We start from the raw sequence: 21,329 nt of genomic DNA, 5'->3' as shown, positions 1-21,329 counted from the left end.
CGGAAGGCGTGAAACCGCCCCTCGGCGCGGGGCACTCTCCCCGGACCGGCCGCCGCGGCGCCATACTTACCGTCGTGCGCGTGGCGATCATCACGGCGGGATCCCGGGGCGACGTGGCCCCGTTCACCGGACTCGGACACGGACTCGTCCGGGCCGGGCACCAGGTCACCCTGGTCACACACAGCCGCTTCGAGGCGCTGGTGGCGGGGTCGGGGGTCGGGTTCCATCCACTGCCGGTCGATCCACGGGCCGAGCTGGAATCCTCGCGGGGGCGGGGACTGCATCGCAGCGCGACCGGGGTCGGGAAGCTGGTGCGGGTGGTGGCGCTGGCGCGGGCGCTGGTCGGGCGGATGACCGACGATGTCCTGGCGGCCGCGCGGGCCAGTGACGTGCTGCTGGTGGCCACCTCGCTGGAGCCGCTGGGGCACGCCGTCGCCGAGGGAATGTCCTTGCCGATGCTGAGTCTTCATCTTCAACCGCGCATTCCGACCCGCGAGTTCCCGCCGTCCGTGCTGGGCGTTCGCTCCTTGGGGCCGGTCGGCAACCGGATCGCCGGGCACGGTGTGTCCCTGGCCGTGCAGCGCGTCTTCTCCGAGGCCGTGCCGGACGTACGGGCTCGGCTGGGGCTGCCCCGGCGGCGGACGGTCACGGCGTGGCGGGGCGGGGAGCGGCAGGGGCCGCCGGTGCTCCACGGCTTCAGCCCGCTGGTGGTGCCCCGGCCGCGCGACTGGCGGGCGGGCCTGGAGGTGACCGGCTACTGGTGGCCGTACGACCGTGAGGAGCAACTGCCGCTCGGGCTGCGGGAGTTCCTGGACGCGGGTCCCGCGCCGGTCTTCGTGGGCCTGGGCAGCGCTACCGTGCCGGATCCCGAAGGGCTGAGCGCCGAGATCGTACGGGCCCTGCGCCGGGCCGGGCTGCGCGGGGTGATCCAGCGCGGCTGGGGTGAGTTGCAGGCCGCCGGGGACGACATGCTGACGATCGGTGAGGTGCCGCACTCCCTGCTGTTCCCGCGGACGGCCGCCGTGGTCCACCACGCGGGCGCCGGCACGACCGCGGCCGGGCTGCGCGCAGGGGTCCCGGCCGTGCCCGTGCCGGTGCAGTTCGACGAGGGGTTCTGGGCCGCACGGCTGGTCGCCCTCGGCGTGGCGCCCCGCGTCGTACCGCTGCGGCGGCTGAGGGCCGACGCGCTGGCCTCGGCACTCGTTCGGGCCACCCGCGACCCCGCGTACCGGGAGCGGGCGCGGGCCCTCGGCGCCCGTATACGCGCGGAGGACGGGGTCACTCCCGTGGTGGAGGCGGTGGCGCGGGTCGCCGGCCGGGCGTAGTGACCCGTCCGGGTGGTGACGGACTGGTCGGCGGGCGGCCCCGGAACGCGCCGGCCGCGTGGAGAAGGACGTGCCACGGCGCGGGGCCTGGACGCCGACGGGCCTCGCAGGCCTCCGCACCGCGGTGCCGGTCGGGCGAGCGCCGGACGGCGCAGGCCGTGCCGCGGCCCGGTTCCGACGGTCCCTCCTCCGGTCGGTCGCGTCCCGGCCAGCGCCCTACCCCCGTCCCTCGACAACCCCGCCCGGAGGACGCCATCCCGGCGGCCGCAGGATGCCCACCAACTGGCGGACCAGTTCGTCGACGACCTCGTCCAGCGTCGCGTCCACCCACCCGGCGCTCCAGTCGTGGAGCAGGCCGTTGACGCTGCCGATGAACGCCGTCGCGGCGATCCGGTAGTCGCGGGGCGCCGCCTCCCCTCGGGCGGCGGCCGCCCGGGCCTCCGTGCAGATGAGGTCGACCCAGCTGGCGCGGCGGGCCAGCCGCTGTTCCTCCAGGCGCGGGCTGACGCCGATGATCTCGACGAAGGTGATGCGGATGCGGCGCGGGTCACCGGTGACGTTCGCGGCGTATGCGCGGAAGATCGCGGTGGCACGTTCGGTCAGCGGCAGGTCCGCCGCTCCGGCCGCCGCCTCCACCACCGCTTCCTCGGCCCAGTCGTTGACCTGCAGATGCAGCGCGGCCAGCACGTCCTCAAGGGTGCGGAACTCCTCGTAGAACTGGCGTGTCGACAGGCCCGCCGCCTCGCTGAGCGCCGCGACGGTCGTGCCGCGGTAGCCGGGAGAGCCGCCGAACAGCTGGAGCGCGGCGTCCAGGAAGCGCCGACGCCGCTCGGCCTGCCGTTCCTCGGCGGACTTGCCGCCGTAGCGGCCGGTCGGCGCTCTGAGCCTGCCCGCCACCCGGCGCCCTCCCTTCCTCACCCAGGAGCCAATTTTGTCGTGCACGCGGTCTTGTGGAGAAGGGCCCCCCTTCCTTACTTTGCAGTAAGTTCACTCTGAAAGCACGCGTGTTCAGAATTTGCCGCACCGCGCCCTGGCGTCGCGACCGCCTTGGCATGCCCCAGTCATACAGCCACCAGAGGAGAGAGCAGCCATGCCGGCCTTCCGACGCAGGCACCTTCGCTCCGTAGCCGCCGCCCTCGCACTCACCGCCACCGTCCCCGCGACCGCCGCCGCTGCGGACTCCACCGCCGCGCTGCGGGAGGTCATGTTCGTCGGCAACAACTGGGACGGCACCGCCGACGTCATCAAGTCCACCGGGGACTTGGCGCGCATCGGCCGGGTCGACGTCATCCCGGACAAGGACGAGCGGATGGCGGAGATCAACGCCGATCCCATCAAGTGGATCTACTTCATGGCGATCCGCAACAGCGTCGGCGAGGGCCACGACCAGTTCGTCGACGACATGTACTCCACACCGGACGGGACGTCCGTGGTGGTCTCCCGGCCGAGCTTCGCCGACGTCGTCTCCATCGACCTGGCGAGCGGGCGGATCAACTGGCGTTTCCCCGTGTCGGGTTACCGTTCCGACCACATGGCCGTCTCCCCCGACGGCACCAAGGTCGCCGTCTCGGCCTCCACCGCGAACACCGTGCACGTGCTGGACATCGTCACCGGCAAGCAGCTCGGCTCGTTCGCCACCGGTGACAAGCCGCACGAGAACATCTTCTCCAAGGACGGCAAGTACATCTGGAACATGGCCATCGGCGACGTGAACACACAGACCGACGCCCCGTGGCTGGACTGGACGAAGGGCGACCGGCGCATCACGGTCGTGGACGCGACGACGTTCAAGCAGGTCAAGGTGATCGACATGCGCGAACGCCTCGACGCGATCGGCCTGAAGGACTACTCCGACGCGGTCCGGCCCGCCGTGTTCTCCCCGGACGAGTCGAAGCTGTACTTCCAGGTGTCGTTCTTCAACGGCTTCTTCGAGTACGACCTCGCCACCGACAAGATCACCCGTACGAAGACCCTGCCGAAGAACCCGTCGACCAGCGACGACCGCACCACGTTCGTCAACGACTCTCGCCACCACGGCCTGTCGATGAGCCCCGACGGCAGCAAGCTGTGCGTCGCCGGCACGATGGACGACTACGCGACCGTCGTCGACCGCGGCACGCTCCAGCAGGGCCCGCTCGTCACCGCCGCCAAGCCCTACTGGGCCACCGTCAGCGGTGACGGCAAGAGTTGCGTGGTGTCCGAGAGCGGCGCCGACCAGGTCACGGCCATCGACTTCGCCACCGGCGAGAAGACGGTGTCCGTCCCGGTCGGCGACCACCCCCAGCGCGTACGTCTCGGTCATGTGACGGCGAACTGGACGAGCCCGTCCGCTAGCTGACGGCCTTGGCGGACCACGCGGCCAGCTCCGCGCGGGCCGCGTCCAGCAGGTCCGCCGAGGGAGCCGTCGCGCCGTTGGTCACCAGCGCGTAGTGCAGGACACCGGTGTCCTTGTCGGTGAGCAGCAGGCGGCGGCTTCCCGTGTCGCCCGGTTCCAAGGCCACGGCGACCGGCGTCGCCGACGTGTACGACGGCGGGGCGTGCACCGCGCCCAGGTCGGAGACGACCGTCGTCCCCGAGGCCGGGAAGGACGCCGGCAGGTGCAGTTCGGTGGGCGCCGACCCCTCGCCCGAGCGCCACAGCAGCAGCCCGTACTGGCCGGAGCCCACCAGCCGCGCCACGTTCGGCAGGGAACTCGGCACCGGGTTCCAGGTCAGGGTCGTCGAGCCGTCCCGGGACCGGTCCTCGTACGTGAAGGCGACCGTCGTCCCGGCCGTGGCGCTCGGGTAGAGCCGGTCCAGCAGCCGCGCGTCCTGACGCAGCGTCGCCTTCCCGGAGTCGTCGAGGCGTACGGCCGAGAAGTCCTCGTCGTTCCAGGCGTCGCCCGCGGTCTGCACCTTGTCGGGGTTGCCGTTCATGAGCTCGTGGTGGCGTCCGCTGTAGATGTCCCAGTGCCACTGGGAAGCGGAGAGCACCGGTCCGGACGAGGCCGGGTCGGACCACCAACGCGCTCCCGGCAGACGGGAGTCGAGGGCCTGGTACATCGCTTTGAGGACGGTCGGCGCCTTGTCGGAGACATTGCCCGCGAGCGGATGACCGAACTCGCTGACGACGGCGGCCGTCTGCGCGGCGGCGGCCCGGTCGCGGACCGTGCCGAAGTCGTTCGCGTACTGGCCGTCCTGCGCCTTGCCCCACATGAAGACGCCGGAGATGGCCTTCTGGTCGTAGAAGTGGGTGTTGAAGGCATAGCGCGGGCCGAGCTTGCCGGCGTCCAGCAGGCCGCCCTCCTGCTTCTGGAAGTCGAGGTTGGCGTTCCAGAAGACGTTGGGCTCCACCAAGGCGGGCTTGTCCTGCCAGCCGGCCGCGTCCATGCGCGCCCGGAACCGCTCGTAGAACGGCCACAGCACGTCCCGCTCCCAGGTGCGGCTGGTCTGACCGGAGTCGTAGCTGCCGGGGTGCGGCTCGTTGTAGGGGTCGAAGCCGACGATCCCCTTGAACTGATCGGCGCCGACGTGCTGTTCGATGTACGCCATGGTCTTCCCGGCGGTGGTGAGGAAGGCGTCCTGCACCCCGCGGGCGTTGTGCCAGAAGTCGTGCGCCGCCCGCTTCACGGCCTCGTTCTGGGTGATGTTCTGGCCCCAGAACAGGCAGATCCCGCAGAACTCGTCCGGGTAGTCACCGGCGTCCACGGCCCACTTGGGGGCGCCGTCGCCCGTGTACCAGCTGTCGGCGTCGAAGAGGTACCGGGAGAAGAGGTCCTGGTGGAATTCGGGGTAGACACGGATGCCGACGTCGAGGAAGGCGCGCATCTGCGCGGTGGCGGCGTCCAGGTACGCGGTGTCGACCTGACCGCGCACGGGTTCGGCGTACGCCCAGGACAGCAGGAAGCGGACCGCGTTGCCGCCGCCGAGGGCGCGCAGCGCGGTCGCCGACTTCTTCGCGTCGGCGACCGAGGCGAAGGGCAGACCGCCGTTCTCCGCCAGCTTGGTCTCGCCGGAGACGTTGTAGCCCCGCAGTACGACCTCACGGCCGAAGCCGTCGGTGAAGCGGCCGTTCTGCACCCTCACGGTCGGGTCGTCGAACCAGAGGGAGCCGGGAGGGGGCGCGGCGGTGGCGGGTGGGACGCCCGCCACCGACAGGGAGCCGAAGAGGACAGCCAGGACAACCAGCAGACGCGCTCGTATAGTCGGCATGTCCACTACAGTCCGGCGATATCAGGACACCGTCAACACCCCTGACTCTGGAGTAAGTTCCCTCTCGGCCACCCCGTATGCCTCACCCGCCCGTCCGGCGTGTCACGTTCAACAGGTACTCCTTCCTGTTCAGCGGGTTGTGGTCGGTGCGCGGCCGCTGTGGAACCGTGCCGTGCGTGACTGGCGCATAGTGGTCGAAGGTGCTCTCCAGCTCGCCCTCGCCGCGGGTGAGCCCCGGCAGCCGCTGCTCCAGCTCGTGCACCCGGGCCGCGGGCACCGAGCCCTCCAGGAGGCAGGTATCGCCCCGGGTCTCGGTGGTGTGCGGTACGGCCGTCAGTGAGGCCAGTACCGGCAGGAGGGCGCCGAGGGTGTCCACCGGGGCCTCGATCCGGAAGCGGTGCATGGGCTCGTGGACCCGGGTGCCCGCCCGCCGCAGCGCCTCGATCAGGACCAGCGGGGTCAGACCGCGGAAGTCGGCGCCGGTGCTGGACATGCTCTTGTCGAAGCCCTGGTGGGCATGGCTCTGCCGGGGCGAGTAGCCGCTGTGGGTCATGGTGACCGTGCAGTCGGTGACCTGCCAGCCGTTCAGGCCCTGGGCGAGCGTGGTCCGCACGGTGTCCTCGACGGCCTTGAAGAAGGCGTACGGCATGGAGCCCAGCTCCACCTCCAGGCGGAAGCCGACTCCGGAGCCGACCGGCGCCGGCTCGACGCGCAGACCGACCGTCGCGAGGAACGGGTTGGGGTCCTTCTTGTTGAACTCGACGGCCTCTCCCCTGCCGACGGGCCGTTCGATGCACAGGGGGGTGGTCTCGCGGAAGCCGACGTCGAGCCCGTACTCGTCGGCGAGGGTGGACTGGACGACCTCCTTCTGCACCTCGCCGTAGAGGGACACGGAGATCTCCTGCCGCACCTCGTCGTACCGCAGGCCGATCAGCGGGTCCTGCTCGGCGAGCTGGGTGAGGGCGAGGTGCAGGGCCCTGTTGTCCACGCCCGGGCCGGGTACCACGACGGTCTCCAGGGTCGGCGGCGCGAAGAAGTGCTCGTACGCCTTCCGCGGGCGGCCGACGGCGTCACCGATCCGGATGTCGGTCAGGCCCCACAGCCTGGCGATCCGGCCCGCGCCGACCGCGTCCCGCGCGACCTGCGTGCCCCGGTCGAAGACGCTGATCGCGGTGACCTTGCCCTCGGCGCCGGCGTCCCCGAACGGGACGCGGTCGCGCACCCGCAGCGTTCCGGAGAACATCCGCGCGTACGCCACCTTCTCCCCCGCCGGTCCACGTTCGACCTTGAACACCGTGCCGGAGACCGGGCCGCCGGGGTCGCCGCCGGCGGCGGGCAGCAGGTCCCTGATGCCGGCGAGCAGCGCGTCCACGCCCGCGCCCGTGAGGGCGGAGCCGCCGTACACGGGGTGCACGAGGGCCTGCCGGGTCTGGGCGGCGAGGGCCGCGTGGAGCAGGTCGCCGGTGACGGTGCCCTCGACGTAGGCGGACAGCAGGCCGTCGTCGTGGTCGGCGAGGACGTCGAGCGCGACCGGAGCGAGCCCCGGGGTGAAGCGGGCGTCGCTCGTTCCGGCGCCGGTGACGGTGCCCATCGGCACGATCGCCGCCGTGAGCCGCTCGGCGACGGTGGGCAGCATGCCCTCGTAGCGCGCACCGCGCCGGTCGATCTTGTTGACGAAGAGGAGGGTCGGGATGCGCAGCCGCCGCAGCGTGCGCATCAGGACGCGGGTCTGCGCCTGCACGCCCTCCACGGCGGAGACCACCAGCACGACGCCGTCGAGCACACCGAGCACGCGTTCCACCTCGGCGATGAAGTCCGGGTGGCCGGGGGTGTCGATGAGGTTGACCGTCACGCCGTCGAGGGGGAACGAGACCACGGCGGACTTGATGGTGATGCCGCGCTGCCGCTCCAGCGCGAGCGAGTCGGTCTGAGTGTTTCCGTCGTCGACGCTGCCGACCTCGTCGATCACGCCGACCGTGTGCAGCAGCCGTTCGGTCAGGCTGGTCTTACCTGCGTCGACATGCGCGAGAATGCCCAAGTTGAGCACGTGCACGAACCGTCATGTCCTTCGGGGAGGGGGCCATTGCTGCCTGGGGGGACATGAACGGTGCACGCATCCTTGAGCTCCTCGGCTCTTCGACGGCTGGTCTCGTGCAGTGCAGCAGACCGAGAGGTGCGGCCACAACGGATTAATGCGCTACAAGGGTGCGGGGGTGCCGCTGACGCGTCAGCCGGTCGGCAGCGCCTGCTCCGCCCAGATGGTCTTTCCGCGGTGCGTGTGGCGGGTGCCCCAGCTCCGGCTGAGCTGGGCGACCAGAAGCAGGCCACGCCCGCCCTCGTCGTAGACGCGGGCTCGGCGGAGGTGCGGCGCGGTGCTGCTGGCGTCGGTCACCTCGCAGATCAGGTGACGGTCCAGTATGAGGCGCAGTTCGATGGGTGGCTCGGCGTGCCGGATGGCGTTGGTGACCAGTTCGCTGACCAGCAGCTCGGTGACGAAGATGGCGTCCCCAAGGCCCCATTCCTGCAACTGCCGGCCGACCCTGCCGCGGATGTCGGCGACCGCGGACGGTTCCGGCGGTACGTCCCAGGCGGCCACGTGGGCCGAATCCAGGGCGTGCGTCCGGGCCAGCAGCAGTGCCACGTCGTCGGCCGCGCGGTCCGGGAGCAGCGCCTGCAGCACGGTGTCGCAGGTGCTCTCCAAGGAGGGCCCCGCCCGGGCCAGCACCTGAAGCAGGGCGTCGATCCCGTCGTCGAGGTCGCGGCCACGCTCCTCGATGAGACCATCGGTGTACAGCGCGAGCAGGCTGCCCTCGGGCAGCTCGATCTCGGTCGATTCGAACGGCAGACCGCCCAGGCCGAGTGGGGGCCCGGCGGGAAGGTCGAGGAGCTGTGGCTCGCTGCCGGGGGTGAGCAGGACCGGCGCCGGATGGCCCGCGCGTGCCAGGCAGCAGCGTCGGCTGACCGGGTCGTAGACGGCGTACAGGCAGGTGGCGCCGATGTCGGCGGCGCTGCCGGGTGGCTCCCCGGCCTCGGCCGACAGCCGGTTCACCAGATCGTCCAGGTGTGTCATGAGTTCGTCGGGCGGCAGGTCGACATCGGCCAGGGTGCGCACGGCGGTGCGCAGCCGTCCCATGGAGGCCGAGGCTTGAATCCCGTGCCCCACGACGTCGCCGACGACGAGGGCCACCCGGGCGCCGGACAGCGGGATGACGTCGAACCAGTCGCCTCCCACGCCGACCTGCGCGCTGGCCGGCAGATAGCGTGAGGCGACCTCGACCGCGGGTTGCCGGGGCAGCCGCTGCGGCAGCAGGCTGCTCTGCAGGGTCAGCGCGGTGGTGCGCTCCCGGGTGTAGCGGCGGGCGTTGTCGATGCTCAGGGCGGCTCGGGCGGTGATCTCCGCCGCCAGCAGCAGGTCGTCCTGCTCGAAGGGGTCCGCACGCCGGTGCCGGGAGAAGGTGGCCACGCCGAGCGTGATGCCGCGGGCACGCATGGGCACCGCCAGGACCGAGTGGAAGCCGAACCGTCGCATGCGTTCCGCCCGATCCGGAGCTTCGTTCGCCCACCTGGCCATCCCGGCCCGGGTCACCTGATGGATCGAGGGCTGTCCCGAGGCCAGGCATTCGGCCGCGGGTGAGGTGGCCGGGTAGACGGCGACCGTGCCCAGCGCGACCACGGCTTCGGGGCACCCCGGCAGAACCGACTGGTTGGCCACACGGCGCAGCATGACCGGGTCGGCCAGCGTCGTGGCGCGCAGTTCCTGGTCGTCGTCTATGTCGGGGAGCAGGTCCACGGTGACGAAGTCCGCGAGCTGCCCGACGGCGACATCGGCCAGTTCCTGAGCGGTGCGGGCCAGGTCGAGGGTGGTGCCGATACGGACCCCGGCCTCGGCGATCAGGGCGAGCCGCTGCCGGGCCAGGTGCTCGTCTGTCATGTTGTGCGCGGACAGCAGGACGCCCTGGACGGTGCCGTCGGGGTCCCGCACCGGCGCCAGCGACACCGACCACAGACTTTCCCGCTGACTGCCTGCCAACTGCAGGGTCGCCCGCAGATGCTGCCGTTCACCGGTCTCCAGGACCCGCCGCATCAGGTGCTCGGTGCGGTCGCTCTCCGCGTCGAGGACGATCTCCGACACCCTCAGCCCGCGCATCTCGGCCTCCGACAGGCCCATCACGCGTTCCATGTCCGCGTTGACCCGCAGTAGCCGCAGCCCGGTGTCGTAGAGGGCCATGGTGCACGGGGACTGGGTGAGCGACCAGCCGAGCAGACCGTCCTCGTCGGGCTCCGCATGGGAGCGGGCCACCGGCGAGACGAGAAGCCACTCATGGCCGTCGCCGTCGCCGGAGGGGCCCTGCATGCGGCGGTGGGCCAGCAGACTCACGGGGACGAGGTGGCCATCCCTGTGGCGAAGGTTCACTGTGCCGTTCCACCGGCGCAGTTCCACGATGGATCGCAGCGTGGCAGCGGGCAGCTCGTCGGCGAGCAGCACCGCGGCGGGCCGGCCCGCGACCTCCGACGCGTGATAGCCCACCAGCCGTCGTGCGCCTTCGCTCCACCCGGTCACCATGCCGTGTGCGTCCACGACGGCTCTGGCCGTGGTCGCCTCGCCGTCGGCCTGCACCGGCGATGCCGCCGGCTCGTCCCCGGTGGTTCCCGATTGCATCATCGCGCCCCATCTGCCCTCAGCAGCACCGGACCGTAAATCGACACATGCGGCATTCATTCTAAAACAGGCAGAAATTTCAACAGAGCGCTGAGCTTGGGAGAAGGGGCCGGCCGGCGCAGTCGCTGTTGATCCAGATCGGCCCCGGGTAGACGGGCGGGCATGGCTGAAGTCGTACAGGCTGGACTGTGGGGATTGCTGGCGGGCTCGGCGCTGCTGCTGGGTGCGGCGCTGGGGTACGGGCTGCGAGTGGCTCAGAAGGTGATCGCGACCGTGATGGCCTTCGGGGCCGGGGTGCTGATCTCAGCGGTTTCCTTCGAGTTGGTCGGTGAGGCGTACGAACAGGCGGGGCTCGCGCCCGCGGCCGTCGGCACGCTCGTCGGGGCCCTCGCCTACACCGGGGGCAATATGTGGCTGGCCCGCCGGGGCGCCCGGCATCGAAAGCGCTCAGGCCACGAGCAGGCTCAGGCACAGCCGTCGGAGGACCAGCAGGGCGGGTCCGGGACGGCACTCGCGCTCGGTGCGCTGCTCGACGGCGTGCCGGAGTCCGCGGTCATCGGGGTGAGCCTGCTGGACGGCGGTGCGGTCAGCCTGGTCACCGTGGCAGCGGTGTTCATCAGCAACGTGCCCGAGGGACTGTCCAGCTCGGCGGGCATGAAGAAGGCCGGCCGGAGCCGGGCGTACGTCTTCGGCGTCTGGGGGGCGATCGCCGCCGCGAGCACCCTGTCGGCCGTCCTCGGCTACACCGTGGTCGGCACCTTCTCCCCCACCGTCATCGCCGGTGTGACGGCGGTGGCCGCCGGGGCGATCCTCGCCATGATCGCGGACACCATGATCCCCGAAGCGTTCGAGGACACCCACCTGGCCATGGGGCTGATCACCGTCAGTGGCTTCCTGCTCTCCTTCGCGCTCTCCCACGCATGACGGCATGGCCCCGGCCCGGCGCACATCACCAGCGGCACGACGCGCGGCTACGCCGAGGGACGGACTGCGCGCCTCAGGCGCGTCACACGGGTCTCAGCCATGCCTCCGTGGTACCACCCGGCACCGACAACGCCCCGGACGGTCACCGTTGTCGTGGCGGCAAGCGGTGCAGCTCCACGTCCGTGAGGCGGCCGTCCGCGGCCGTGGCGGTCATGTACGTGCAGTGGGGCTGGCGACGGCGGTCGGTGGGTGAGCCCGGGTTGATGAGGCGCAGGCCGGTGGCGGCGGTGGTGTCCCAGGGGATGTGGCTGTGGCCGAAGACCAGCACGTCCAGGTCGGGGAAGCGGGCCGCGCAGCGGGCCTCACGTCCCTGGGCGGGTCCGGTCTCGTGGACGACGCCGAAGCGCACGCCGCCGACCTCGGCGTACGCCACCTCGGGCAGACGGGCGCGCAGGCCGGGTCCGTCGTTGTTGCCGTACACGCCGACGAGCCGGTGGCAGAGGCTCTCCAGCAGGTCGAGCGTGGCCGTGTCGACCCAGTCCCCGGCGTGGAACACGACGTCCGCGTGCGGGAGTTCGGCCAGCAACGGCTCGGGCAGTTCCCTGGCGCGCTTGGGCAGGTGCGTGTCGGACATGAACAGCAGGCGCACAGGATCAGCCTACGGCTGTCGCGCACTGTCCGCTCCGCGCCTCCCGGGAACGGACCTGGCGGACCCGGTCGCCGGGCAGCGCCGCTCCTCAAATTCCCGGAAAGGTTTTCCCATGCGGGTCATCTCCGTGCTCCGCCCTCGAAGTCGTCACCGGCACGGACGAGTTGACCGGCATCACCCGTGCGAGGGACCAGAGGTCGCCCGGGAGACCTGCGAGTTCACCGACGAGGACGTCCCAGCTCCTGGGCCGGGTGCGGCCGGGGCGCGGGGACCGTGTCCGCCGGGCCGCGTCCAGCGGGGCTGCCTCCCGCCTCGGCGCAGCCGGCCCCCACGGATGAGATCCTGGAGCTGCCGGCAGGACGCACGGCTGACGCGAGCTCACAAGACGGTCTCGTCGGTGGTTGAGAGATGGATTAGGCCTCCGATCGGGTTAGCATCGGCCCACCTGCACCAACCAGCACGTGAACGGCAAGAAACCGAGGGGGCCCGTAGCCCGATGCCGGTCAAGGTCAGCGTCATCGTCCCTGTGTACAACCCCGGGACGTACATCGAGGACTGCATCACCTCACTGCAGCGGCAGTCGCTGCCTCCGGAAGAGTACGAGGTGATCTTCGTCGACGACGGCTCCACCGACGCCACACCGGCCCGGCTCGACGCGCTCGCCGCCGAGGACCCCCGGATGCGGGTCATCCACCAGGAGAACTCCGGCTGGTCGGGCAAGCCCCGCAACGTCGGCATCGACGCCGCCCGGGGCGAGTTCGTGATGTTCGTCGACAACGACGACTACCTGGGCGACGAGGCCCTGGAGCGGATGTACGACTACGGCGTGGCGAACGGCGCGGACGTCGTCGTCGGCAAGATGGCCGGCCAGGGGCGGCCCGTGCCGGTGGAGCTGTTCCGCCGCAACCACCCCCGTGCCACCGTTGAGAACGCCCCGCTGATCGACAGCCTCACCCCGCACAAGATGGTGCGACGCGCGTTCCTGGAGCGCACCGGTCTGCGTTTCCCCGAGGGCAGGCGGCGCCTGGAGGACCACGTCTTCGTCGCCGAGGCGTACCTGCGCGCGGACAACGTCTCCGTGCTCAGCGACTACGTGTGCTACTACCACGTCAGACGCGACGACGCCTCCAACGCGGGCTTCCAGCGCTTCGATCCGGTCGGGTACTTCAAGAACCTCCGGGAGGCCCTCGACGTCGTCGAGCGGTACACCGAGCCGGGCCCCGCACGTGACCGGCTCTTCCGTCGCTGGCTGCGCGTGGAGATGGTGGAGCGGGTGCGCGGCCGGCGCTTCCTCGTCCTGCCCGACGACTACCGCCGGGAGCTGTTCCAGGAGATCCACGGGGTCGTCGTGGAGCGTTTCGGCCCCGGCGTCGCGGCCGGGCTGCAGCCCACGCAGCAGGTCGTCGCCGCGCTGATCGCCGCCAACCGCTACGACGAGGCCGTCGCCTTCGCGGAGTGGGAGGACTCCATCGCGCTCAAGGTGACGTCCGGCGACATCGTGTGGCAGGACGGCGTGCTGCGCATCGACTTCTCCGCCGAGTACGCCTCCGCCGGTGATCCGATGGCCTTCCCCGCCGAGCCCGCGAACGCTCCCCTCGGTGATCCGCCGAAGGAGATCTCCGAGGCGATCACCTGGGTGGGTGCGCAGACCGCCGTCCGCTTCGGCAAGGCCACCTCGGACCTGCTGCTGCGCGAGCGCTCCAGCTCCGCACAGCACTTCCAGCCGGTGCGGTTCACCCGCGAGAGGGTGCCCGTCGGCGTCGGCGGACGGGTCCGGCTGGTGCTGCGGACGACGGTCACCGTCGACCCGGCCACCCTGCCGGGAGGCGGTGTCTGGGACGCCGTCGTCCGGGTCAAGCTGGGCGGCTGGACCAAGGAGTGCCGGCTCGGCCCGGTGCCGCACGCGGGCCGTGCCGCCACACACGCCGGGGTCGTCGCCGACCGAGCGGTCCTGCCGTACTGGACCGAGCCGCACGGCAACCTCTCCCTGGACCTGGGCGCCTCGGGCAAGCGGCTGGGCCTCGGCCACGCGGCGGCCTCCGTGTCCGGCGACCGGTTCCATGCCGTGCTGCCGCTGTACGTCCCCGGCGACACCAAGGTGGTGCTACGGCTCGCCTCGTCCGGCGGATCCGTCGACGTGGCCGGCACGCTGTCGCCCACCGCGGACGGCGCGCAGGCCCGGCTGGAGGCCGGTCTGCCCCTCGCCACGCTGGCGGGCGCGACCTGGCGGGCCGCGGTGTGCCTGGCCCCGGACGCCGCCGAGCCGCGCTTCCACCTCCTGCCGCTCGCCCTGCGCGCCGGGAACGGCGATGTGCAGGTGATCCGGAAACCGCGCCCCGGCGTCCTGCTGCGACTGGCCCGCAGAGTGCGGCGCGAACTCGGCAAGGCGGCTTCCCTGATCAAGGCTCGGAGGGTGTGACAGCGTGCGGCCACTGGACATAGCAGGTGCCTGGGTCCTGGAGCCCAAGGTGTTCCCGGACGACCGGGGCAGCTTCCACGAGTGGTACCGCGGCCAGGAGTTCCGGGAGGCGACCGGGTACGACCTGTCCCTCGCGCAGGCCAACTGCTCGGTCTCCCGCCGGGGTGTGCTGCGCGGGGTGCACTTCTCCGACGTGCCGCCCGGCCAGGCCAAGTACGTCACCTGCGTGCGCGGAGCGGTCCTCGACGTCGTGGTCGACATCCGGGTCGGCTCGCCCACCTTCGGGCGGTGGGAGGCGGTGCGCCTCGACGAGGACACCCGGCACGCCGTGTTCCTCGCGGAGGGGCTCGGGCACGCCTTCATGGCGCTCACCGACGACGCCACCGTCGTGTACCTGTGCTCGACGGGCTACGCGCCCGAGCGCGAGCACGGGGTGCACCCGCTGGACCCGCGGCTGGGCATCGACTGGCCCGACGGCCTGTCCCCCGTGCTGTCCCCCAAGGACGCCGAGGCGCCGTCGCTCGCCGAGGCGGAGCGGGCGGGGCTGCTGCCCTCGTACGAGGTCTGCTCCGCGTACTACGAGCAGCTGCGCGGCCGGCCGCTCGGCACCTGACGACACCGGCCGCGCACCGCTGCGGGCGGTGCGCGGCCGGATGAGGACATTCAGCGGCTGACGCCGACCTGCTCCACGGCGCGGCGCAGCGGCTCCCAGCCCTGGGAACGCCCCAGACCGAGGTTGCGGGCCCGGACGAGCCGACTCCAGAAGCCGGCCTGCACGAGTGCCTCCGGCTGCACCGCGCCGGCCCGCTCCAGAATCGCCTCGGGCACCTTCTGCGGGTCGGGCACGACGTACTCGGCGATGATCTCGTCGTACTTGTCCTTCAGCACCGTGTTGCCGGGGTCGGCGCCGAACACCACGAGCTGTCCGGTCGGCTGGGTGTCGACCAGGACGGTGACCAGGTCGGGGCGGTACCGGTTGAGAACCTCGACGATCTTGTAGACGTCGCCGGTCCAGGCGTTGGTGTGCCGGTCGCGGGCCGCCTCGTCCACGCTGCGCGGCAGCATGTCGTCGAAGACGATCACGCTGGCCCAGTCGGAGTACTTCTCGATGTTGATGAAGTCACGCAGGGCGTACTCGAACAGGTGCATGCCGTCGATGAACGACAGGTCGAGCGTGGTGCGCCGCCAGTAGCCGATCGGCGAGCGGCCCCGGCGCAGGTTGCGCAGCGGGTGGCGGCCGCCCTTCAGGTGCGCCAGGGGATTCTCACGGGCGAAGAAGTCGTCGCTGGTGGCCTTCACCAGATGGACGTCGCACTTGATCTCCGAGACCACCTTGAACGCGGGGTCGACGGCGATGCTGGGGACCCGGGACAGGCGAAGGCTGCGGCCGTCGTTGACGCCGATCTCCAGGTAGTTGCGGTTGGCGCTGACCTTGTGCAGTTCCCGCAGGAACTCATGGCGTTTCACGGACGGGACTCCTTGCGAATGCGGGGCAGTGCTTCGTGCAGAGCGGCGCGCCAGTCACGCGGCAGCGGCAGGCCGATCTCCTGCCAGCGGCCGTGCGCGAGGGCGCTGTATGCGGGGCGGGGCGCGGGCCGGGGGAAGGCCGCGCTGCCGGTGGGGCGTACCCGGTCCGGGTCGGCTCCGAGGAGCCGGAACACTTCCCGGGCCAGGTCGTACCAGGAGGCCTCGCCCGCACTGGTGGCGTGGAAGACGCCGCTCGCGTCGCGGCCGACCCGTGGACCGAGGTCGGCGATGCGCTCGGCGACGTCCGCGCTCCAGGTGGGCTGCCCGCGCTGGTCGTCGACCACGTCGACGGTGGGGCGGCGGGCCTCCAGGTCGATCATCGTCCGGACGAAGCTCCGGCCGTGGGCACCGTAGAGCCAGGCGGTGCGTACGACGGCGCTCGCCTCGGGGAGTTCCTCCCGTACGGCCCGCTCGCCGGCCAGCTTGGTGCGGCCGTAGGCGGTGCGCGGGGCGGGGGGATGGTCCTCGGGGTAGGGGGTGGTGCGGTCCTCGCCGGGGAAGACGTAGTCGGTGGAGACGTGGATCAGGCGGGCGCCGTGAGCGGCACAGGCCCGGGCGAGCAGGCGCGGCCCCTCACCGTTGACCGCCATCGCCCGCGCCTCGTCGGTCTCGGCGTCATCGACGGCCGTGTAGGCGGCGCAGTTGACCACGATGTCGGGCCGGTGGCCGGCGAACGCGCTGTCCACGGAGGCGGATCGGGTGATGTCCAGGGCGGTGCGGTCCAGGCCGACCACGTCCGCGCCGCGGCCGGTCAGTTCGTCGACGACGTCCCGGCCGAGCATGCCGCCCGCACCGGTGACCAGCCACCTCATGCGCGCTCCTCGGTGACGCGCCGCTTGAGCGGCTCCCACCAGGAGCGGTTGTCCCGGTACCAGGCGACGGTCTCGGCGAGCCCCGTCGTGAAGTCGTGGCGGGGGCGGTAGCCCAGCTCGTCGCGGGCCTTGCCCCAGTCGACGGAGTAGCGCAGGTCGTGGCCCTTGCGGTCCTCGACGTACTCGACCCGGTCCCAGTCCGCGCCGCAGGCCTGCAGGAGCAGTCCGGTGAGCTCCTTGTTGGTCAGTTCGGTGCCGCCGCCGATGTTGTACACCTCGCCGGAGCGGCCTTTGGTGCGCACGAGGTCGATGCCCAGGCAGTGGTCGTCGACGTGCAGCCAGTCGCGGACGTTGAGTCCCTCGCCGTACAGCGGCACGTTCTTCCCGTCGAGGAGGTTGGTGACGAACAGCGGGATGACCTTCTCCGGGAACTGGTGCGGGCCGTAGTTGTTGGAGCATCTGGTGACCCGGACGTCCAGGCCGTGGGTGCGGTGGTAGGCGAGGGCGAGCAGGTCGGAGGAGGCCTTGGAGGCGGAGTAGGGCGAGTTGGGCTGCAGCGGGTGGGTCTCCGGCCAGGACCCGGTCTCGATGGAGCCGTAGACCTCGTCGGTGGAGATGTGCACGAACGGGCCGACGCCGTAGCGCAGTGCCGCGTCCAGCAGGGTCTGGGTGCCCAGCACGTTGGTGCGGACGAAGTCGGCGGCGCCGGCGATCGAGCGGTCCACATGGGATTCGGCGGCGAAGTGCACGACCTGGTCGGCCTCGGCCATCAGCTTGTCGACGAGCTCGGCGTCACAGATGTCGCCCTGCACGAACTCCAGCCGGGGATGGCCGAGTTCGAGATTGTCCAGGGTGCCGGCGTAGGTGAGCTTGTCCAGCACGGTGATCCGCGGCGCGTCGGGCGCGTCGGAGGCGAGCAGCATGCGGACGTAGCGGGAGCCGATGAACCCGGCGGCGCCGGTGACGAGGAGGTTCATGAATTGATCTGCACCTTGCTGTGGTCTCCGAGGACGAGGCGGTGGGCACTGGGCACGCTCGGCGCCGGGGTCACCTCGACGTGCCGGCCGATCAGCGAGGACTCGATCCGGCCCACCCCGCGGATCGAGGAGTCCCGCAGCACGATGGAGAACTCCAGTTCGCTGTCGGTGATCCGGCAGTTCTCCGCGACGGAGGTGAAGGGCCCGACGTAGGAGTCGCTGACCACGGTCCCGGAGCCGATGACGGCGGGCCCGACGATACGGGAGTTCACGATCCGCGCACCCTCCTCCACCACCACTCGACCGATGGTCTCCGACTCGGCGTCCACGTCACCGTCGATGCGGCGCTCCACGCTCTCCAGGACGGTCCGGTTGACCTCCAGCATGTCGCCGACGTTACCGGTGTCCTTCCAGTAGCCCTTGATGACCGTGGACCGTACGTCGGCACGCTTGTCGATCAGGTGCTGGATGGCATGCGTGATCTCCAACTCGCCGCGCCAGGACGGCTCGATGGCACGCACCGCTTCATGGATGACGGGTGTGAAAAGGTACACCCCGACGAGAGCCAGGTCACTCTTGGGGTGCTCCGGCTTCTCCTCCAGGCCGATCACCTGCCCGGACGGGTCGAGTTCGGCGACGCCGAAGGCGCGGGGGTCGGCGACGCGGGTGAGGAGGATCTGGGCGTCGGGCCGGTTGCCGCGGAACTCGTCGACGAGGTCGGTGATGCCGCCGACGATGAAGTTGTCGCCCAGGTACATGACGAAGTCGTCGTCACCGAGGTAGTCGCGGGCGATCATCACCGCGTGGGCCAGTCCCAGGGGGCGTTCCTGGGGTATGTAGGTGACCTTCAGACCGAACTTCGAACCGTCACCGACCGCTTCCTCGATCTCGGCGGCGGTGTCGCCGACGATCATCCCGACCTCGGTGATACCGGCCGCGGCGATGGATTCCAGGCCGTAGAAGAGGACGGCCTTGTTCGCGACCGGGACGAGTTGCTTGGCCGAGGTGTGTGTGATCGGCCTCAGCCGGGTACCCGCACCGCCGGACAGCACTAGAGCCTTCATCTGCCACACCCTAGTCGCGATCCGGCGGAACGGAAGATTCCTAGTTTTACTTGTGCATTACGGCAGCCGGGCGGCAGGGTTACGACGACTCGGCGGGAAGGTGATCAGTCCTCGCCCCTGACGATGTTCCCCTCCTGGACTGCCTGCGGGGTGCGCCCGCTGCGGTCCTCGACGGCCGGTACCCAGGTCCGCAGCGCCCTCTTGCCCTTCAGGCGGCGGGCCTTCGACCACCCCGTCTCGGGTCGGCGGACGATGGGTTTCTCACCGGTTTCCGTGGTCACGGCGCATCATCTTCCTTCTTCTGCGCACATCTTCTGCGCAGATCTTTGTGTACTTCTTTACGCACTGCTCCAGCAGCTCGGCTGTCGTCCGCAGTTCCCCGACTGCGGTTCCCCCTTGCCGTGTTGAGCACCGGGTCCCCCGATCGTGGTCCCGCCAAACGCCGTGAACGCCGCCGCCCGCAGCGGCGGCGGTGCCCTACACGTTGGGCTCGGCCACGCTGATGTCGCCCAGGGCCGACTCCGGGTCGCGTTCCAGGGCCAGGTCGCCCAGGGAGACGATGCCCACGGGGTGCCCGTGCTCGACGACCGGGATGCGGCGTACGGCGTGCTCGCGCATCAGTTCCACCGCGTGGTCCAGCTCCTCGTCCGGGCGTACGGTCACCACATCGTCGCTGCACGCGCCGGCCACGGTGATCTGCTCGGGATCGCCGCCCTCGGAGATCGACCGGACCACCAGGTCGCGGTCGGTGACCAGGCCGCGCAGCTGGTCCCCGTCGGTCACCAGAACGGCGCCGAGATCCTGGTCGCGCATGATCCGGGCCACCGCGGCGACGGAGGCCTGCGGCTCCACGGTCACCAGGTCGCTGGTCATGATGTCGCGGACGTACTGGGCCATGACGTGCTCCTTTCTCGACTCCGGCGGCGTCGGCCGACGCCGTTGGGACGGCCGGGTACCCGATGTGTCACATCGACACGTCATGGTCACCACCCGCGTGCGGCCTCCAGCAGGCGCTCGCGCACGAGGGTGACGTGCGGCGCCGTGGAGGCGCCCGGCCGCTGGGCCAGGTAGGTCGTGTTGATCGGCGGGTCGGCGGGCTCGTCGAGGAGGACGAGGGCGCCGGAGGCCAGCTCGGCTGCGCACAGGTAGCGCGGCAGCACGCTGAAGCCGGCACCGGCCACGACCATGGCCAGTACGGCCCGCAGGTCCGGCACGGAGACGGCCGCCTGGCAGTTCAGGCGCCGGCCGAAGACATGCCGCCAGTAGCGGCGGACGATCGGCAGGTCCTCGGCGTAGGTGATCAGCGGGACGGTGTGCAGCACGCCGGGACCGTCGGCGGCGAGGGGCTCCCTGAGGCGCTCGGCCCATGCGGGAGCGGCCACCAGCGCGAACTCCTCGTCCGACAGCGGCACCGCGGACAGGGTGCGGCCACGGGGCCGGGTCGTGGCGATCACCAGGTCGTGGCGCCCGGCGCGCAGCTCGTCGAGGAGAGGGTCGGTCAGTCCCATGGTGACGCGCAGCCGCACGCCCTGTGTGACGAGCGTGGACAGGGCGGGCAGCGCGCGGGTGGAGAGGAGTTCGGCGGGTCCGGCCAGATGGACGGGCTCGGGCCGTGCCTCCCCCGCCGGGCCGTGTCCGGTGGCCGCGGCGAGCGCGTCGAGCGGGGCGGCGATACGGGCGGCGAGTTCGTCGGCCACCGCGGTCGGTGCGACGCCGCGGGGCAGCCGTTCGAACAGCTCCCGGCGCGTCTGCCGTTCCAGTGAGCGGATCTGTGTGGTGACGGTGGGCTGGGAGAGACCCAGCAGCTGGGCGGCGGCCGTGAAGGACCCGGAGCGGTAGACGGCGAGGAAGGTGCGCAGCAGGTTCAGGTCGGGCTGCGTGGTCGCGCCAGGGGGATCGGAGTGCCTCACAGGAGCGACCCTAAGTCCCTCCCCCGCCGAAGGTGGCCATGAACATTCCTATGGCAGCCATTGGCTGTGCCATTGGATTCCTGAGGGTGAGCGGGCCTACGGTCGAGTCCTCGCCGCAGTGACAGACCGCGGCCCGTCCATCCCGGGAGCAGAGCACCACCATGTCGAAGATCCTTTTCGTCGTCACCGGCGCCGACCACTGGACCCTGGCCGACGGAACCCGGCACCCGACCGGTTTCTGGGCCGAGGAGGCCGTCGCCCCGTACGAGGCGTTCAAGGCAGCGGGCCACGAGATCGTCGTCGCCACCCCCGGCGGTGTCGTGCCCACCGTCGACAAGGCCTCCCTGGCTCCGGAGGTGAACGGCGGCCAGGAGAACGCCGACCGGATCGCCGGGGCGCTGGCCTCCTTCACCGAGCTGCAGCATCCGGTGAGCCTGGCGGATGTGCGGCTGGAGGACTACGCGGCCGTGTTCTACCCCGGCGGCCACGGCCCGATGGAGGACCTCGCCGTCGACGCCGGCTCGGGCCGGCTGCTCGCCCGGGCTCTGGAGTCGGGCACGCCGCTGGGGGTGGTGTGCCACGGCCCCGCCGCGCTGCTGGCCGCCGTGGAGGAGGACGGCCGCAACGTCTTCCAGGGGTATGAGGTGGCCGCGTTCACCAACGCCGAGGAGATCCAGGGCGGCATGGCGGACAGGGCGAAGTGGCTGCTGCAGGACCGCCTCACGGAGGCCGGGGTGCAGGTGCGCGTCGGCGAGCCGTGGGCGCCTCATGTGGTGGTGGACCGCACCCTCGTCACCGGCCAGAACCCGGCGTCGTCCGCTCCGCTCGCGCAGGAACTGCTGAAGAAGCTGGTCTGAGTTCCGGCCGGGGCA

At 71.2% G+C, this 21,329-nt stretch carries 18 protein-coding genes; 6 read left to right on the top strand and 12 right to left on the bottom strand.

The genetic code is table 11. The annotated features are described in order from the left end of the window. Window positions 1–89: 89 nt before the first annotated feature. A complete protein-coding gene (locus NW895_RS22565; RefSeq protein ID WP_289937808.1) occupies window positions 90–1,325 on the top strand; it encodes a glycosyltransferase in 1,236 nt (411 codons plus the stop codon). Between the two features lie 216 nt (window positions 1,326–1,541). On the opposite strand, the gene NW895_RS22560 is transcribed toward NW895_RS22565, so the two are convergent. Beyond that, window positions 1,542–2,222 carry a TetR/AcrR family transcriptional regulator gene (locus tag NW895_RS22560; protein WP_289937807.1) on the bottom strand — a complete coding sequence of 227 codons (681 nt, stop codon included), beginning with the start codon at window positions 2,220–2,222 and terminating at the stop codon, window positions 1,542–1,544. A gap of 193 nt (window positions 2,223–2,415) precedes the next feature. Between NW895_RS22560 and NW895_RS22555 the strand changes: the two genes are divergently transcribed. Beyond that, window positions 2,416–3,663, top strand: coding sequence for a YncE family protein (locus NW895_RS22555; RefSeq protein ID WP_289937595.1), 1,248 nt, complete (start codon window positions 2,416–2,418; stop codon window positions 3,661–3,663). On the opposite strand, the gene NW895_RS22550 is transcribed toward NW895_RS22555, so the two are convergent. The 3 genes from NW895_RS22550 to NW895_RS22540 all read right to left on the bottom strand — a co-directional run bounded on the left by NW895_RS22550 (window position 3,656) and on the right by NW895_RS22540 (window position 10,178). Then, window positions 3,656–5,515: a cellulase family glycosylhydrolase gene (locus tag NW895_RS22550; RefSeq protein ID WP_289937594.1), complete on the bottom strand. Its 1,860-nt coding sequence runs from the start codon at window positions 5,513–5,515 to the stop codon at window positions 3,656–3,658. The two genes, NW895_RS22555 and NW895_RS22550, sit on opposite strands and share 8 nt — an antisense overlap. An 82-nt stretch (window positions 5,516–5,597) precedes the next feature. After that, on the bottom strand, window positions 5,598–7,568 hold the full coding sequence (locus NW895_RS22545) for a TetM/TetW/TetO/TetS family tetracycline resistance ribosomal protection protein (protein WP_289937593.1): 1,971 nt from the start codon (window positions 7,566–7,568) through the stop codon (window positions 5,598–5,600). A gap of 174 nt (window positions 7,569–7,742) precedes the next feature. After that, on the bottom strand, window positions 7,743–10,178 hold the full coding sequence (locus NW895_RS22540) for a SpoIIE family protein phosphatase (RefSeq protein ID WP_289937591.1): 2,436 nt from the start codon (window positions 10,176–10,178) through the stop codon (window positions 7,743–7,745). Window positions 10,179–10,337: 159 nt separating this feature from the next. Between NW895_RS22540 and NW895_RS22535 the strand changes: the two genes are divergently transcribed. Next, a complete protein-coding gene (locus NW895_RS22535) occupies window positions 10,338–11,099 on the top strand; it encodes a ZIP family zinc transporter (RefSeq protein WP_289937590.1) in 762 nt (253 codons plus the stop codon). 142 nt (window positions 11,100–11,241) lie between these two features. On the opposite strand, the gene NW895_RS22530 is transcribed toward NW895_RS22535, so the two are convergent. Beyond that, window positions 11,242–11,748 (bottom strand): metallophosphoesterase, encoded by a 507-nt coding sequence (locus tag NW895_RS22530; protein WP_289937588.1) that lies wholly within the window; start codon window positions 11,746–11,748, stop codon window positions 11,242–11,244. Window positions 11,749–12,244: 496 nt separating this feature from the next. Between NW895_RS22530 and NW895_RS22525 the strand changes: the two genes are divergently transcribed. Together NW895_RS22525 and rfbC are read left to right on the top strand one after the other, a co-directional pair. Next, window positions 12,245–14,167 carry a glycosyltransferase family 2 protein gene (locus NW895_RS22525; RefSeq protein WP_289937586.1) on the top strand — a complete coding sequence of 641 codons (1,923 nt, stop codon included), beginning with the start codon at window positions 12,245–12,247 and terminating at the stop codon, window positions 14,165–14,167. Between the two features lie 4 nt (window positions 14,168–14,171). After that, complete coding sequence (rfbC, locus tag NW895_RS22520; RefSeq protein ID WP_289937585.1) at window positions 14,172–14,780, top strand: dTDP-4-dehydrorhamnose 3,5-epimerase; 609 nt, start codon at window positions 14,172–14,174, stop codon at window positions 14,778–14,780. A 50-nt stretch (window positions 14,781–14,830) separates the two neighbouring features. Here the strand turns inward: rfbC and NW895_RS22515 are convergent, their stop codons facing one another. The 7 genes from NW895_RS22515 to NW895_RS22485 all read right to left on the bottom strand — a co-directional run bounded on the left by NW895_RS22515 (window position 14,831) and on the right by NW895_RS22485 (window position 20,457). Beyond that, a complete protein-coding gene (locus NW895_RS22515) occupies window positions 14,831–15,634 on the bottom strand; it encodes a class I SAM-dependent methyltransferase (protein WP_289937584.1) in 804 nt (267 codons plus the stop codon). Next, a complete protein-coding gene (gene rfbD, locus NW895_RS22510) occupies window positions 15,631–16,506 on the bottom strand; it encodes a dTDP-4-dehydrorhamnose reductase (protein ID WP_289937583.1) in 876 nt (291 codons plus the stop codon). Before rfbD ends, NW895_RS22515 begins: the two co-directional genes overlap by 4 nt. Further along, window positions 16,503–17,483, bottom strand: a complete 981-nt coding sequence (rfbB, locus tag NW895_RS22505) for a dTDP-glucose 4,6-dehydratase (RefSeq protein ID WP_289937582.1) — start codon at window positions 17,481–17,483, stop codon at window positions 16,503–16,505. The genes rfbD and rfbB overlap by 4 nt, the downstream gene beginning before the upstream one ends. Next, window positions 17,480–18,547 (bottom strand): glucose-1-phosphate thymidylyltransferase, encoded by a 1,068-nt coding sequence (locus NW895_RS22500; RefSeq protein WP_289937581.1) that lies wholly within the window; start codon window positions 18,545–18,547, stop codon window positions 17,480–17,482. The genes rfbB and NW895_RS22500 overlap by 4 nt, the downstream gene beginning before the upstream one ends. Before the next feature lie 104 nt (window positions 18,548–18,651). Beyond that, the gene (locus NW895_RS22495; RefSeq protein WP_289937580.1) at window positions 18,652–18,828 is read right to left on the bottom strand and encodes a hypothetical protein; all 177 of its coding nucleotides are present in this window, start codon (window positions 18,826–18,828) and stop codon (window positions 18,652–18,654) included. Window positions 18,829–19,024: 196 nt separating this feature from the next. Beyond that, window positions 19,025–19,444, bottom strand: a complete 420-nt coding sequence (locus tag NW895_RS22490; protein ID WP_289937577.1) for a CBS domain-containing protein — start codon at window positions 19,442–19,444, stop codon at window positions 19,025–19,027. An 86-nt stretch (window positions 19,445–19,530) separates the two neighbouring features. Further along, window positions 19,531–20,457 (bottom strand): LysR family transcriptional regulator, encoded by a 927-nt coding sequence (locus NW895_RS22485; protein ID WP_289937576.1) that lies wholly within the window; start codon window positions 20,455–20,457, stop codon window positions 19,531–19,533. Window positions 20,458–20,618: 161 nt separating this feature from the next. Here NW895_RS22485 and NW895_RS22480 point away from each other — a divergent pair, with 161 nt between their 5' ends. Continuing rightward, window positions 20,619–21,314: a type 1 glutamine amidotransferase domain-containing protein gene (locus tag NW895_RS22480; RefSeq protein WP_289937575.1), complete on the top strand. Its 696-nt coding sequence runs from the start codon at window positions 20,619–20,621 to the stop codon at window positions 21,312–21,314. The last annotated feature ends 15 nt before the right edge of the window (window positions 21,315–21,329 follow it).

Source organism: Streptomyces sp. S.PNR 29 (assembly GCF_030386795.1).
GTDB lineage: Bacteria > Actinomycetota > Actinomycetes > Streptomycetales > Streptomycetaceae > Streptomyces.
This window is presented reverse-complemented; position numbering and strand designations above follow the sequence as displayed.

Coding starts and splice junctions, on each gene's coding strand:
- rfbD (WP_289937583.1), bottom strand. CDS start 16,506: ATGAGGTGGCTGGTCACCGGTGCGGGCGGCATGCTCGGCCGGGACGTC.
- rfbB (WP_289937582.1), bottom strand. CDS start 17,483: ATGAACCTCCTCGTCACCGGCGCCGCCGGGTTCATCGGCTCCCGCTAC.
- NW895_RS22500 (WP_289937581.1), bottom strand. CDS start 18,547: ATGAAGGCTCTAGTGCTGTCCGGCGGTGCGGGTACCCGGCTGAGGCCG.
- NW895_RS22555 (WP_289937595.1), top strand. CDS start 2,416: ATGCCGGCCTTCCGACGCAGGCACCTTCGCTCCGTAGCCGCCGCCCTC.
- NW895_RS22525 (WP_289937586.1), top strand. CDS start 12,245: ATGCCGGTCAAGGTCAGCGTCATCGTCCCTGTGTACAACCCCGGGACG.
- NW895_RS22535 (WP_289937590.1), top strand. CDS start 10,338: ATGGCTGAAGTCGTACAGGCTGGACTGTGGGGATTGCTGGCGGGCTCG.
- NW895_RS22550 (WP_289937594.1), bottom strand. CDS start 5,515: ATGCCGACTATACGAGCGCGTCTGCTGGTTGTCCTGGCTGTCCTCTTC.
- NW895_RS22480 (WP_289937575.1), top strand. CDS start 20,619: ATGTCGAAGATCCTTTTCGTCGTCACCGGCGCCGACCACTGGACCCTG.
- NW895_RS22540 (WP_289937591.1), bottom strand. CDS start 10,178: ATGATGCAATCGGGAACCACCGGGGACGAGCCGGCGGCATCGCCGGTG.
- NW895_RS22490 (WP_289937577.1), bottom strand. CDS start 19,444: ATGGCCCAGTACGTCCGCGACATCATGACCAGCGACCTGGTGACCGTG.